Here is a 13858-nt window from a genome sequence, read left to right as displayed (position 1 = left end):
TATTGCCAGTGAATGAACCGAAATTCAGGCTGCGGGCGACATGACGCCGGGCTGCGACCGGGCCGCGATCTCGTGCGGCCACACCGGCTTCGAGAAGAGATAGCCCTGGCCGTACGGGCATCCCATCGCGGCCAGTTCGGCCCGCTGCCCCTCGTGCTCGATGCCCTCGGCCACCACAGCCAGGTCGAGGTTGCGGGCCAGGGTGACGATGGCGTCGACCAGCGCCCGCTGCTGCTCGCTGCCGAGCACGTCGTCGATGAAGGACTTGTCGACCTTGAGCACGTCGACCGGCATCTGGCGCAGGTAGCTGAGCGACGAGTACCCGGTGCCGAAGTCGTCGATCGCGATCCGGACGCCGAGCGCCCGCAGCTCGCCCAGGTCGTGCCAGACCTGGTCGGCGTCGCGCAGCAGCAGGCTCTCGGTGATCTCGAGGAGCAGCCATTCGGGGCGGGCGCCGCTGTCCTCGAGGGCCTGGCGCACCTGGTCGACGAAGCCGGGCGTGCGGAACTGGCGGGCCGAGACGTTGACGCTGACGTACTTGAGGGTGGTGCCGGCCCGCATGCTGGTGAACTCGTTCAGCGCCGCGCGCAGCACCCACCGGCCGATCTCGACGATCGCGCCGCTCTCCTCGGCCACCTCGATGAAGTGGTACGGGCCGAGCAGGCCGCGGACCGGGTGCTGCCACCGGATCAGCGCCTCGACCCCGGCCATGGTGCTGTCGGCGAGGTCCACGATCGGCTGGTACATGAGCGCGAACTGCTCGTCGTCGATGGCCTCGTGCAACGCCGTACGGGTCTCGAGCCGCTGCACCATGGCGGTGTGCAGCTCGCCGCGGTAGCGCTGCCAGGTGCCCTTGTCGTCGCCCTTGGCCTGGTACAGCGCCAGGTCGGCGTGGCGCAGCACCTCGGTGGCCGACTCGGCGTCGTGGTTGGTGGCCACGCCGACGCTGGCCGCGCCGCTGACGATGTGGGTGCCGCCGATGCCGTCCGAGACCTCCACCGGTACGGCCAGCGCCCGCACGATCCGGGCGGCCAGCTCCTCGGCGCGGGTGGCGTCGGGGCTCTGCTCGATCAGGATGGCGAACTCGTCGCCGCCCATCCGGGCCGCCGTGTCGGCCACCCCGATGATCCCGGCGATCCGCTCGCCCACGCTGACCAGCAGCTGGTCGCCGACGGCGTGCCCGAGCGTGTCGTTGACGTCCTTGAAGTCGTCGAGGTCGACGAAGAGCACGGCGATGGTGGCGGCGTCCCGGCCGGCCACGGCGAACGCCTGCTCGAGCCGGTTGCGGAACAGCACGCGGTTGGCCAGCCCGGTCAGGCCGTCGTGGAACGCCAGGTGGGACAGGTCGCTCTCGAGGCGGCGCTGGTCGGTCACGTCCCGGATGGTCAGCACGAGGCCGCGTACGGTCGGGTCCTCGCGCAGATCCCGGCCGGTGCACTCCACCTGGAGCAGCCGCCCGTCGGCGCACAGCACGGCCAGGTCGGTCGCCTCGTGCTGGTCGTGGCCGTCGCGGATCGCGGCCAGGGCGTCGTGCAGGGCGGCGTGGTGGCTGAGCGCGATCAGCGACTCGAGCGGCGCGCCGGTCAGGTCGGGCTGGCCGAGCACGGTGTCGGCCGACGGGCTGGCGTAGGTGATCCGGTCGTCGCCGTCGACGATGAGGATGACGTCGGACGCGTTCTGGATGAGTGTGCGGAAGTAGGCCTCGCTGTCGCGCCGGCTGACCTCGCGGGACAGGCCGATGCGCTGCATGACGACCTCGATCTGGGCCAGGAAGGCCTCGATCGACGGCATCAGCTCGCGCAGCACCGGCCCGGGGCCGCCGAGCAGCCAGATGCCCTTCCCCTTGTCGCCCGGCACCGGCACGGTGGCGCACAGGAAGTGGGTGAAATCGCCGGCGGGCAGACCGGCGGGCAACTCGGCCGCGGTGAGCAGCCGCAGACCGGGCTCGACCGGCGCGTCCGGGTCGCAGGCCAGGGTGAGCTCGAACGGCGTGTCGGGCGGCATCAAGGTGGCGACGCCGTCGCGGATGGCCTGGGCGGCCTCGGGTTCGGTGGTGGCGGCGAACAGCGTGGCGCCGGCCTGGTGCAGCGCCCGTTCCCGGGCACGGGCCCGCCGCTGCGCGTCGGCCAGTCCGTTGACCCGGGCCAGTACCAGCAGGAACATCAGGGCGGCGGCGGCCGCGATGACCGGCGCGTCGACGACCCCGCCGCGGGCCACCTCGGCCTCGTGGCCGTTCATCCACTCGACGTACAGGATGGCCGGGGCGATCAGCGCCGCCGTGGCCATCCAGACGATCCGGCTGGTGCCCATCTCGGCCCCGGCGTGCTGGGGCAGCTCCTCGGTGAGGTCCCGCATCGACGGCATGAGGGCCGACCAGCCGGTGACCGCGTAGAAGACGATCCAGCCGAGATCGACCGGTCCGCCCAGCGACCAGGCGCTGTTGAGCACGGACTGGCCGTAGAAGATGTCGCTGATCAGCAGGCCGACGATCGCGATGACGATCCCGGTGAGGGCCCGGGGGCGCCGGCCGGGGGTGGTGAGCATGCGCAGGGTCACGGCCAGGGCCAGGACGTCGCCGAGCGGGTAGCCGACCGACACCAGCTTCTCGAGGAAGCTCAGCTCGTGCGAGCGGGTGAACGGCGCGATCCAGTAGACCCAGGACAGCAGGCCGAGGCCGACGGTGGGCACGAGCGCGTCGAGCAGGGCGGCCCGGTTGCTGGCGCCGCCCCGGGACCGTACGAAGAGCAGGAAGGCGCCCGTGATCAGCGGGTAGACCAGCAGGTAGAGCAGGTCGGCCGGGCCGGGGAAGGCGGGCTCGTGCCCCAGCCACAGGATCAGGTTGTAGACCGTGTCGCCGGTGACGAAACAGACCAGCCCGGCCGCGATGAGATACCAAGGCAGGCGGCGGGCGGGGCGGTTCAGGCGTACGCCCCAGACGACCGCGGCCGCGCACGAGTAGCCCAGCAGGGCCCAGGTGATCAGGTGGCTGCCCGGGAAGGCGTAGTAGAACGCGGCGAGCACCACGATCCAGGCGCCGAAAGCGGCGCGAGCGGTTCGCGTCGTCATCGGTCCTCCTCGCCTCGCCGCACCAGCCCGTCCCCGTGTTTGATCGGGCTCTCGGGCCCGGGCCTGAGTGAATGGTCGGATCTCCCGCCCCGGGTAGCGGAGATCGTCACGCTATGGTCGGTATCGGCCGGTTTCTGGGCGGTGCGGGCGCACACGCTTCGGCCAGAGGATACGGCTCGCCGGGCGCGTCATGCGGCACACACTAGATCCCGGGTTGGACCGGCATCGACCGGGGAACCGGTCAGTTCGTGACCACGGATCAGTCGACGCGCTGGAAGGCGCTCACCGTTGCCCTGGTGGCGGGCTTCATGACCCTGCTCGATGTGAGCATCGTCAACGTCGCGCTGCCCTCCATCCGCGACGAGCTGGACCTGAGCTCGGCCGAGCTGCAGTGGGTGCTCTCCGGCTACGCGCTGACCTTCGGCCTGCTGCTCGTGCCGGCGGGCCGGTTCGGTGACGCCCGCGGCCGGCGCAACGTCTTCATCGCCGGGCTGATCCTCTTCACCCTGGCCAGCGCCGCGGCCGGCCTGGCCCCGTCGGCGCTGTGGCTAGTCGTGGCCCGGCTCGTGCAGGGCGCGGCCGCCGGCATCGTCAACCCGCAGGTCTCCGGCCTGATCCAGCAGATGTTCGAGCCCCGGGAGCGCGGCCGCCCGTTCGGCCTGCTCGGCGCGACCATCGGCGTCTCCACGGCGGTCGGGCCGCTGCTCGGCGGCGTGCTGATCGCGGCGATCGGCCCCACCGACGGCTGGCGCTGGATCTTCTTCCTGAACATCCCGATCGGCATCGTCGCGGTGTGGCTGCTCCCCGGTGGATCCCCACCGGGGAGCAGAAACGGCAGGAGAGCCTGGACCCGGTCGGGGTCGCCCTGCTCGGGCTGGGCGTGACGCTGGTGCTGCTGCCGCTGGTGCAGGAGCGCGAGTGGCAGGGCTCCTGGAAGTGGCTGCTCGCGGCGGCCGGGCTGGTGGTCCTGGTGGGCTTCCTGTTGTGGGAGCGGTCCTTCAACCGGACCGGGACCGCGCTCGTCGAGCTGAGCCTGTTCAAGGTGCGGTCGTACGCGCTGGGCGCGCTGATCGGGCTGCTCTACTTCGCCGGTTTCACCACGATCTTCTTCATCTACACCCTCTACCTGCAGAGCGGGCTGGGTTACACCGCGCTCGAGGCCGGCCTGGCGATCACGCCGTTCGCGGTGGGCTCGGCGGTGGCCGCGGCCGTGGGTGGCCGGTTCGTCAACCGCTTCGGCCGGCACATGGTGGTCGGCGGTCTGATCGCGGTCATCGCCGGTCTGGTCGCCACGGACGTCGTGCTCGATGCGGTGCCCGGCTCGGGCGGCGGCTGGGCGGCCGCGCTCCCGCTGCTGGTCGCGGGTGCGGGCAGCGGCTTCGTGATCAGCCCGAACCAGACGCTGACGCTGGCCGAGGTGCCGGTGGCCCGCGCGGGCAGCGCCGGCGCCGTTCTGCAGACCGGCCAGCGGATCGGCACGGCCATGGGCATCGCCGCCGTCGGCTCGCTGTTCTTCAACCGCCTGGCCGCCGGTCAGGGCGACTGGGGCTCGGCCTTCCGGGGCGCCCTGTGGCTGACGGTCGGCTTCGTCGTGGTGGCCCTGGTGGCCGCCCTGGCCGACGTGCTGACCGGGCGCGGCCGGCGGAACGACGCTGTCCCCACCCCCACGTCGTCCCACGCGTAGACCTCAAGGTGCGAGGACCCGGCGGACGGCGGCCGTGACCCGCTCGGCGTCGCCGGTGGCGAGGACGTCGAGCAGGGCGCCGCGCAGGACGGCCAGCACCGCTGTGCGGTGGGCCAGACCGGCGGGGGAGTCGCGCTCGCCGGGTGGCTGCGCCCTCGCGAGCACGTCGAGCCAGTCGCCCACGGTCTCGGCCGCGAACCCGGCCCACGGGCCGTCGGTGGCGCCGAGCGAGCGGGCGTAGGCCTCCACCCACAGGCGCAGCACGGACGCGTTCGCAGGGTCGGCCAGCCACGCCCACACGGCGAGGCCGGCCGCGTCGGCGCCGTCGGGAAGGCGGCCGTCGACCGAGGCCAGTTCGTCGGCGCGGGCCCGGGCCAGCAGGGCCCGGATCAGTCCCTCCTTGCTGCCGAACAGGAAGAGCAGCACGCGGGGGCTCGACCCGATGGCTGCGGCGACGGGCCGGAGCGACATCTCGGACAGGCCGGTCCGTCGGACGTACGCGTACGCCTTCTCCAGAAGCTCTTCCCGCCGCTCGCCCGACATGAGGCATAGTATGCCCACTGAAACAGTCGTTTCAGTGGGAGGTGGCGACGGTGATCCGGGAACTGGGACAGCCGGGGGATCTCGGCTGGGTGGTGCTGGCCCACGGCGAGCTGTACGCGGCGGAGTGGGGGTGGGGCGCGTCGTTCGAGGGGCTCGTGGCGCGGATCGTGGCCGACTACGCCGCCGCCCACGACCCCGGGCGCGAGGCGGCGTGGATCGCCGAGGTCGACGGGCGGCGCGCCGGCTGCGTGCTGTGCGTGGACGGCGGGGACGGCACGGCGGTGCTCCGCGTGCTGCTCGTGCACCCCGACGCGCGCGGGCTCGGCGTCGGCGGCCGGCTCGTCGACACGTGCGTCGGCTTCGCCCGGAAGGCCGGCTATCGGCGCGTACGGCTGTGGACCACCGACCGGCAGGCGGCGGCGCGCCGGATCTACCTCTCCCGCGGCTTCGCCCTCACCGACGCGGCGCCACACCCCGGCTTCGCCGGCGAGGCGGTCACCGGCGAGACGTACCTGCTGACGTTCTAGCCCGCCAGCGCGTCGACCAGGCGCTTGGCCGAGGAGGCCAGGTTCCAGCGGTCGGCGAGCGCGAGCAGCGCGTCCGGGTCCTTCGGGGCGCGGGGCCGGGCCGGGTCGAATTCCGGCAGCTTCACGTCGAGCGCGACCTTGCACACCGGCAGGGCCTTGGCCAGGTAGTCGCGGGCGTCCTCGAGCTTGGTCCGCAGGCCCGGGGCGAAGCCCGCGTCGGGGTCGTCCAGCGCGGCCAGGATCTCGTCGACCCCGCCGTACCGCATGACCAGCCGCGCGGCCGTCTTCTCGCCGACGCCGGCCACCCCGGGCAGACCGTCGCTGGCGTCGCCGCGCATGGCCGCGAAATCCGCGTACCACTTGGCGGGCACGCCGTACTTCGCCTCGACCAGCGCGTTGTCGGCGTCCTCGAGCTTGGCCACGCCGCGGCCGCAGTAGAGCAGCCGGGTGCCGCGCTCGTCGTCGACCAGCTGGAACAGGTCGCGGTCGCCGGAGACGACCTCGACCGGGCCCGGCTGGCCGGCGGCCAGGGTGCCCAGCACGTCGTCGGCCTCGTAGCCGTCGACGCCGAAGGCCGGGATCCCGACCGCCTTGAGCACCTCGAGCAGCACCGGGATCTGCTTCTCGAGCGCCGGCGGGACCACCTCGACGTCGCCGTGGGCGACCCGGTGCTTCTTGTACGACGGCACGAGCGCCACCCGCCAGGCCGGGCGCCAGCTGGCGTCGAGGGCGCAGACGATCCGGTCCGGGTGACGCGTGCGGATCAGCTGGGCCAGCATGTCCATGAAGCCGCGGATCGCGTTCACCGGTTCCCCGGCGCTGGTCTGCGCGGCCTTCTCGGGGATGCCGTGGAAGGCGCGGAAGTAGAGGCTGGGGGCGTCGACGGCGAGCAGCGGCTGTGCGGTCACCGTGCCACCATACTGACCGCCCGTCGCGCCGCTGACCTAACGACCGTTAAGCTGAGCGTCGTGACGGTAGATCGCATGCTCCCGACCGAAGAAGCACACGACCTGCTCGCCCTGACCGAGGAGCTCTGCGACCGCGAGCTCGCCGGCAAAGCCGACGCCTACGAGGCGCGAGCCGAGTTCCCCCGTGAGGTGATCCGCACGCTGGGCCGTTCCGGTCTGCTCGGCCTGCCCTATCCCGAGGAGGTGGGCGGCGCCGGCCAGCCCTACGAGGTCTATCTGCAGGTGCTCGAGACCCTCGCCGGCCGCTGGCTGGCCATCGCCGAGGCGGTCAGCGTGCACACCCTGGCCTGCTACCCGGTGTACGCCCACGGCAGCGAGCGGCAACGCAAGTCGCTGCCCGACATGCTCGGCGGCGAACTGCTCGGCGCCTACTGTCTGTCCGAACCGCAGGGTGGCAGCGACGCCGCCGCGTTGACGACCAAGGCCGTGCGCGAGGGCGAGGAGTGGGTGGTGACCGGCGCCAAGGCCTGGATCACGCACGGTCGCGACGCCGATTTCTACAACATCTTCTGCCGTACGGGGGGACCCGGCCCCCGGGGCATCTCGTGCCTGATCGCCGACGCCGGCACGCCGGGCCTCCAACCCCAGAAGGCGGAACGGGTGATGGGCCTGCGCTCGTCGGCCCCGTCGCCGATCGTCCTGGACGGCTGCCGCCTGCCCGCCGACCGCCTCGTGGGCGCCGAGGGGAGCGGCTTCGCCATCGCGATGGAGGCGCTCGACGCCGGGCGGCTCGGCATCGCGGCCTGCGCGGTCGGGCTGGCCCAGGCCGCGCTCGACTACGCCGTGGCGTACGCGAAGGAGCGCGAGCAGTTCGGGCGCCCGATCGCCGAGTTCCAGGGTCTCGGGTTCCTGCTGGCCGACATGGCCACGCAGGTCTCGGCGGCCCGCGCGCTGCTGCTGTCGGCGGCCCGGCTCAAGGACGCGGGCCGTCCCTTCTCGACCGAGGCGGCCAAGGCGAAGCTGTTCGCCACCGACGCCGCGATGCGGGTCACCACCGACGCCGTGCAGGTGCTCGGCGGGGCCGGCTACGTCAGCGACCACCCGGCCGAGCGGTGGTTCCGCGAGGCCAAGGTGCTGCAGATCGTCGAGGGCACCAACCAGATCCAGCGCCTGGTGATCAGCCGCGCTCTGGTCAAGGGGGTGTGACCCGGGCGCGTCACGGGTGCGGGCGCGGCCCGGAACGACCATGCTGGTCGGCATGGACAACATCGAAGGTGTGACGGTGGCGATGGTCGGCTCTCAGATCGAGGCCGACCTCGCCGTTGGCCTGCTGCGCAGCAACGGTTTGCGGGCGGTGGCCATCGCCGACGACGCCGGTGGTCTCGACCCGGCTCTGAGCGTCACCGACGGCGTGCAGATCCAGGTCAATCCTGAGGACGAGGCGGCGGCCCGGGCGCTGCTGGCCGAGGTCGAGAAGGACGCGCCGCAGGGGTAGGACGGTTCGGTAGGGTGGCGCCCGTGGAAGAGATCGACCGGGCGATCGTGGGCGCCCTCACCGCGGACGGCCGCCTGTCCTACACCGACCTCGCCGAGCGGGTCGGGCTCAGCGTGTCGGCTGTCCACCAGCGGGTGCGCCGCCTCGAACAGCGCGGCGTGATCGCCGGTTACACGGCCAAGGTCTCGTACGAGGCGCTCGAACTGCCGCTGACCGCGTTCGTGGCGATCCGCCCGTTCGACCCGTCCCAGCCCGACGACGCGCCCGAGCGCCTGGCCCACCTCCCCGAGATCGACTCGTGCTACTCGGTCGCCGGCGAGGACTTCTACATGCTCCTCGTCCGGGTGGGCAGCCCGGCCGACCTCGAGCGCCTGCTCCAGGAGATCCGCACCGCGGCCAACGTCACCACCCGCACGACGGTCGTCCTGTCCACGCCGTACGAGAACCGCCCGCCCCGCATCGCCCCGGGCGCCGCCCCGGCCGAGGTGCACTGAGGTCTCAGGTCAGCGTCGCGCGGGCGCACTCGGTGACGTAGGGGAGCGTGAACTCGGTGCGACCGACCAGATCCGGGTGGGTTGCCATGAGGCGGCGCACCTCGCTGAGCAGGGCCGCCCGCTCGTCCGGTTCCAACAGGATCACGTAGCTGCGCGACGACACCATGTCGATCAGGCGCTCCGGGCCGATCAGCTCGGTCCACTCGAAGGTGGCCGTCTCGACCGGGCCGAACGGGGCGCCCACCCTGGTGTCGCGATCCTGCTCGGGGCTGCCGATGATCTCGCCGAGACGCCGGACCCAGCCGGCCCGTTCGTCGCGCACGTTCCACAGCAGGCCGAGGCGGCCGCCGGGGGAGAGCACCCGGGCGATCTCGGGGACGGCGGCGACCGGGTCGACCCAGTGCCAGGCCTGCGCGACCAGCACGGCGTCGGCCGAGGCGTCGGGCAGCGGAATCTGTTCGGCGCTGCCGGGCACGGCGGGCACCTCGGGCACGGCGAGGCGCAACTGGTCCAACATGCCCGCGGACGGTTCGACGGCGGTGACCGGCAGGCCGCGCTCGGCGATCTGGCGGGTCAGCTTGCCGGTGCCGGCGCCCAGGTCGACCACGCGGGGACGTCCGCCGGGCAGCAGCCAGTCGAGGGCCTGCGCCGGGTAGGACGGCCGCCCCCGCTCGTAGGTCTCGGCGGCCGGTCCGAAGGAGTTCGCGTGCGCGGCACGATCATTCACAGTGGCGATCTTATATATGGGGCCTTGGCTAGGTTCCTAGGATGCCTTACGCGCTGTGTTTCGGGGCAGAGGTGGACGGGCATCCTTCGAACACGCCGAAACCACGGAGGTTCGAGAGCAATGAGCTTCACCGACAAGGTCAAGAACGAGGCGGAAGAGCTTTCCGGCAAGGCGAAGCAGGCCGTGGGCCGGGCCACCGACAACGAGCGGCTCGTCGCCGAGGGGCAGGCTCAGGAGACCGAGGCGCACGCGAAGAAGGCCGGCGAGCACGTGAAGGACGCCGGCAAGGACGTCCGCGACGCCTTCAGCTGACAGTGACGCGCGAAAGGGGCCCCCGCTCGGGGGCCCCTTTCGTCATGCCGTGGCTTCCTGCTTGCGCCACCAGTCCTGACCGGACCCGGGCAGCGTGTCGATCGGGTCGTAGTAGGCGTACAGCTTCGACAGCGCCTCGTCGTCGTCCTGCTCGATGGACGTGCGGTAGTTCTTGGTCCAGTACGAGATGCCGTGCTCGCGGTCGTACTCGGACACCATGTGCACCCATCGCTTGCCGACGAAGGGCACGTCGCAGACGATCCGCGGGGTCGCGTAGCCGGGCAGGTAGCCCATCATGTCGTGCTGCAGCTGCTGAGCGTGCCACACCGGCACCCGCCAGTGCTCCGCGTTCGGGATCATGTCGCACATGTAGAAGTAGTACGGCAGGATGCCGGCCTCGCCCTGCAGCCCGAAACACAGGTCGAGCAGGTCGGCCGAGGTCGCGTTGACGCCGCGCATGAGCACGCCCTGGTTGCGCACGTCGCGCACGCCCACCTCGAGCAGGGTCCGAGTGGCCTTGGCGACCAGGGGCGTCAGCGAGTTCACGTGGTTGACGTGGGTGTGCACGGCCAGGTTGACGCCGCGCCGCTGGGCCGTGATGGCCACCCGGTGCAGGCCCTCGACGACGTCGGGCTGCAGCCAGTGCTGGGGCAGGCCCATCAGCGCCTTGGTGGCCAGCCGGATGTCGCGGACCGTCGGCACCGAGAGCAGGCCCATCAGGTACGCCTCGAGCTGCTTCCACGGCACGTTGGCCACGTCGCCGCCGCTGACCACCACATCGCGTACGCCGGGGTGGGCCTTCAGGTAGGCCAGGTGGGCGTCGTACCGGTCGACCGGCTTGAGCGACAGCTTGAGCTTGTCGACCGTGGGCGTGCTGTTGCCGACGAGGTCCATGCGCGTGCAGTGCCCGCAGTACTGCGGGCAGGTGGAGAGCAGCTCGGCCAGCACCTTGGTGGGATAGCGGTGGGTGAGACCCTCGGCGACCCACATGTCGTGCTCGTGCAGCGAGTCGCGGGTGGCGTGCGGGTGCGACGGCCAGTCGAGGTGGCGGTCGGTGGCGACCGGCAGCATGTAGCGGCGGATCGGATCCGCGTAGAACGACTCCGTGTCGGGCGCCCGGTCGGGGACCATGGTGTTGAGCATCTGCGGCGGGATCAGCATCGACATCGTGGCCAGGCGCTTCTGGTCGGTCTCGAGGTCGGTGTAGAAGCTCTCGTCGAGCAGGTCGCCCAGGAGGGCGCGCAGCTGCTTGATGTTCTTGACGCAGTTGACCCGCTGCCACTGGGCGGACTGCCACTGCGCCTCGGTCACGTCGCGCCACCCGGGGAACCGGGTCCAGTCGGGCTCGACGAGGGGGCGGCGGTGGTATTCGTACGGCTGTCCGGCGGGCTGGGTCAACGGGGCCTCCCTGATCGATCGTTCGGACAACATCACGCTACTGGAGGATTTGCGGTCTAGAAACCATCTGCCCGTAGGATTTACGGTAGACACGCGGCCCAGGATCTATGAATTGCTGTGAAAGGTGGGGCGAATGACGTCTTCTGTCGGTGTTGATCGGGTCCTGGAGCCGGTCGGCGTGCTCCCGCAGGCCGCCTGGCGTCTCGATGCGAGCCCCGCCATCCGCGAGGACGAAGTTCGCGTACGGGTGGAACGCCTGAATCTCGACGCGGCGAGCTTCCGTCAGCTGTCCGAGAAGCACGGCGGCGACGGCGACGCGGTCCGGGCCGAGGTGCTCGAGATCGTCGGCGCCCGGGGCAAGATGCACAACCCGGTCACCGGCTCGGGCGGCATGCTGATCGGCGTCGTCGAAGAGGTCGGCCCCTCGTCGCCGCTGGGCGTGAAGGCCGGCGACCGCGTGGCCACGCTCGTCTCGCTGACCCTGACCCCGCTCCGGATCACCGACGCCCTCAGGAACTGGGACGGCCGCAGCGAGCAGGCGCCGGCCGAGGGCACCGCCATCCTGTTCGGCCGTTCGATCGTCGGCGTGCTGCCCGACGATCTCGCCCCTGAGCTGGCGCTCGCCGTTTACGACGTGTGCGGCGCGCCCGCGCTCACCGACCGGATCGTCGCCGAATATGAGCATCCCCGCGTGGTGGTCCTCGGCGGCGCCGGCAAGAGCGGCTCCCTTGCGCTCGCGGCGGCACGCATGGCCGGCGCCCGTACGGTGGGAATTGTCCGGAATACCGACGAGGCCGACCTCCTCCGCGCCGCCGGGGTGGCCGACGAGGTGGCGATCGCGGACGCCCGCAACCCGGTCGAGGTCGCGGCGGCGGTGGGGGAGCCGGCGACGATCACCGTGGTCTGCGTCGACGTGCCCGGCTGCGAGCACGGCGCGATCCTGGCCACGGCGCCCGGCGGCACGGTGATCTTCTTCTCGATGGCCACCAGCTTCCCCGCGGCCGCGCTGGGCGCCGAGGGCCTGGCGGCCGACGTGACGATGCTCATCGGCAACGGCTACGTGCCCGGTCACGCCGAGTTCGCGGTGGATCTGCTCCGCCGCGTCCCGGCGGTCCGGTCGCTCTTCGAGGCGCGTCTCGCGGGAGACTGACGCTCATGACTGTGCCTAACCGCGGCGGAAAACCGATGCAAAAGCGTCAAGAAACGCTCTACACCCACGGCCGCTTCTACTCCGCCGCCGACCCGCGGGCCACCGCCATGCTGGTTCGCGACGGCAGGATCGTGTGGCTCGGCGACGCTGCCGGCGCCCCGTCCGCCGACCGCACCGTCGACCTGGAGAACGGCCTGGTCACCCCGGCCTTCGTCGACGCGCACCTGCACGCCACCGACACCGGTCTGGCCATCGACGGCCTCGACCTGGCCGACGTCCGCGCCCGGAACGAGCTGCTGGCTGCCGTCGAGAGGTTCGCCGCCACCCGCCCGGCCGACGGCGTCGTGCACGGCCACGGCTGGGACGAGTCGACTTGGGCCGACCAGACGCTGCCGACGTCGGCCGAGCTCGACCGGGCCGCCGCGGGCCGCCGCGTCTACCTCTCCCAGGCCTCGGTGCACTCCGCCCTGGCCTCGACCGCGCTGCTCGCGGCGGCCGGGCTGCCGGTCGGCGAGAGCCTGGTCAAGGAGGACAACCACCATGCCGTACGCGCCATCGCGCTGAACGCCCTCACCGGAGCGCAGCGGACGACGGCCCAGCGGGCCGCGCTGGCCAAGGCGGCCTCCCTCGGCATCGCCGCCGTGCACGAGTGCGGCGGCCCCGGCACGTCCAGCGAGGCCGACTTCACGTCCCTGCTGGCGCTGGGCGGCCAGGGCCTGCCCCAGGTCTTCGGCTACTGGGGCGAGCTGGGCGGCGCCCTGAAGGCTCGCGAATTGGGCGCGGTCGGGGCGGCCGGAGACCTTTATGCCGACGGCGCGCTCGGTTCCCGCACGGCCTCGGTCCGGCAGCCTTTCCTCGACGGGCACGGCGGCTGCGGCGAGGCTTTCATCACCGCCGAGCAGGCGGCCGAGCACCTGCTCGACTGCATCACGGTCGGCGTGCAGGGCGGCTTCCACGCGATCGGCGACGCCGCGATCGAGACCGTCCTGGAGGGCTTCGCGCTCGCCGCCAAGTCGGTCGGGGTGGACGCGGTCCGCGAGGGCCACCACCGGGTCGAACACGTCGAGCTGATCGACAAGCCGATGATCGCCCGGATGGTCGAGTTCGGGGTGACCGCCTCGGTGCAGCCGGTCTTCGACGCGCTGTGGGGCGGTCCGGACCGGATGTACGCGCAGCGTCTGGGCGTCGAACGGTCGATGGCGTCCAACCCGATCGGGGCCATGCACGCGACCGGGGTGCAGCTGGCCTTCGGGTCGGACTCGCCGGTGACCGCGCTCGACCCGTGGGCGATGGTGGCGGCGGCGGTGACCCCGCGCAACCCGGTCTTCCGGATGGGCGTCCGGGCGGCGTTCGCGGCGTCGACCCGGGGTGGCTGGCGGGCGGCCGGTGTCGGCGACGCCGGTGTGCTGGCCCCGGGGCAGTCGGCCACCTTCGCCGTCTGGGAGACCCCGGCCGGCGTGCGGGAGGGGCTCCCGGTTCTGGACGGCGCGTCCCCGGTGTGCCGCCGCACGACTGTGCACGGCGAAACAATCTACGAAGTCTGACGAAAATGAG

12 protein-coding genes and 1 pseudogene are annotated in these 13858 nt (G+C 72.0%); 8 read left to right on the top strand and 5 right to left on the bottom strand.

Annotation, left to right across the window (positions count from 1 at the left end):
* Window positions 1–24 precede the first annotated feature (24 nt).
* The gene (locus tag LXN57_RS33850; protein WP_251802294.1) at window positions 25–3066 is read right to left on the bottom strand and encodes a putative bifunctional diguanylate cyclase/phosphodiesterase; all 3042 of its coding nucleotides are present in this window, start codon (window positions 3064–3066) and stop codon (window positions 25–27) included.
* 308 nt (window positions 3067–3374) lie between these two features.
* Here LXN57_RS33850 and LXN57_RS48655 point away from each other — a divergent pair.
* Window positions 3375–4750, top strand: a pseudogene (locus tag LXN57_RS48655) (MFS transporter).
* A 3-nt stretch (window positions 4751–4753) separates the two neighbouring features.
* Here LXN57_RS48655 and LXN57_RS33835 read toward each other — a convergent pair.
* On the bottom strand, window positions 4754–5293 hold the full coding sequence (locus LXN57_RS33835; RefSeq protein WP_251802291.1) for a TetR/AcrR family transcriptional regulator: 540 nt from the start codon (window positions 5291–5293) through the stop codon (window positions 4754–4756).
* 50 nt (window positions 5294–5343) lie between these two features.
* On the opposite strand from LXN57_RS33835, the gene LXN57_RS33830 reads away from it, so the two are divergent.
* Window positions 5344–5820 (top strand): GNAT family N-acetyltransferase, encoded by a 477-nt coding sequence (locus tag LXN57_RS33830; RefSeq protein ID WP_251802290.1) that lies wholly within the window; start codon window positions 5344–5346, stop codon window positions 5818–5820.
* Here the strand turns inward: LXN57_RS33830 and LXN57_RS33825 are convergent.
* The gene (locus LXN57_RS33825; RefSeq protein ID WP_251802289.1) at window positions 5817–6728 is read right to left on the bottom strand and encodes a 5'-3' exonuclease; all 912 of its coding nucleotides are present in this window, start codon (window positions 6726–6728) and stop codon (window positions 5817–5819) included. The two genes, LXN57_RS33830 and LXN57_RS33825, sit on opposite strands and share 4 nt — an antisense overlap.
* Before the next feature lie 60 nt (window positions 6729–6788).
* Between LXN57_RS33825 and LXN57_RS33820 the strand changes: the two genes are divergently transcribed.
* The 3 genes from LXN57_RS33820 to LXN57_RS33810 are packed head-to-tail and all read left to right on the top strand — an operon-like array spanning window position 6789 to window position 8717.
* Window positions 6789–7934, top strand: coding sequence for an acyl-CoA dehydrogenase family protein (locus LXN57_RS33820; RefSeq protein ID WP_251802288.1), 1146 nt, complete (start codon window positions 6789–6791; stop codon window positions 7932–7934).
* Between the two features lie 52 nt (window positions 7935–7986).
* Window positions 7987–8223: a DUF2007 domain-containing protein gene (locus LXN57_RS33815; RefSeq protein ID WP_251802287.1), complete on the top strand. Its 237-nt coding sequence runs from the start codon at window positions 7987–7989 to the stop codon at window positions 8221–8223.
* Between the two features lie 23 nt (window positions 8224–8246).
* Complete coding sequence (locus LXN57_RS33810) at window positions 8247–8717, top strand: Lrp/AsnC family transcriptional regulator (RefSeq protein WP_251802286.1); 471 nt, start codon at window positions 8247–8249, stop codon at window positions 8715–8717.
* Window positions 8718–8721: 4 nt separating this feature from the next.
* On the opposite strand, the gene LXN57_RS33805 is transcribed toward LXN57_RS33810, so the two are convergent.
* Window positions 8722–9444 carry a class I SAM-dependent methyltransferase gene (locus LXN57_RS33805; protein WP_251802285.1) on the bottom strand — a complete coding sequence of 241 codons (723 nt, stop codon included), beginning with the start codon at window positions 9442–9444 and terminating at the stop codon, window positions 8722–8724.
* Between the two features lie 120 nt (window positions 9445–9564).
* Here LXN57_RS33805 and LXN57_RS33800 point away from each other — a divergent pair, with 120 nt between their 5' ends.
* Window positions 9565–9756, top strand: a complete 192-nt coding sequence (locus LXN57_RS33800; protein WP_251802284.1) for a CsbD family protein — start codon at window positions 9565–9567, stop codon at window positions 9754–9756.
* Between the two features lie 42 nt (window positions 9757–9798).
* Here LXN57_RS33800 and LXN57_RS33795 read toward each other — a convergent pair whose 3' ends face one another.
* Window positions 9799–11187, bottom strand: a complete 1389-nt coding sequence (locus tag LXN57_RS33795) for a KamA family radical SAM protein (RefSeq protein WP_251802283.1) — start codon at window positions 11185–11187, stop codon at window positions 9799–9801.
* A gap of 100 nt (window positions 11188–11287) precedes the next feature.
* On the opposite strand from LXN57_RS33795, the gene kdd reads away from it, so the two are divergent.
* Window positions 11288–12304: an L-erythro-3,5-diaminohexanoate dehydrogenase gene (gene kdd / locus LXN57_RS33790; protein WP_251802282.1), complete on the top strand. Its 1017-nt coding sequence runs from the start codon at window positions 11288–11290 to the stop codon at window positions 12302–12304.
* Between the two features lie 35 nt (window positions 12305–12339).
* Window positions 12340–13848, top strand: a complete 1509-nt coding sequence (locus tag LXN57_RS33785) for an amidohydrolase (protein WP_251802281.1) — start codon at window positions 12340–12342, stop codon at window positions 13846–13848.
* Window positions 13849–13858: the final 10 nt, after the last annotated feature.

It is taken from the genome of Paractinoplanes hotanensis, from assembly GCF_023717965.1.
GTDB classification, from domain to species: Bacteria; Actinomycetota; Actinomycetes; order Mycobacteriales; family Micromonosporaceae; genus Actinoplanes; species Actinoplanes polyasparticus.
This window is presented reverse-complemented; position numbering and strand designations above follow the sequence as displayed.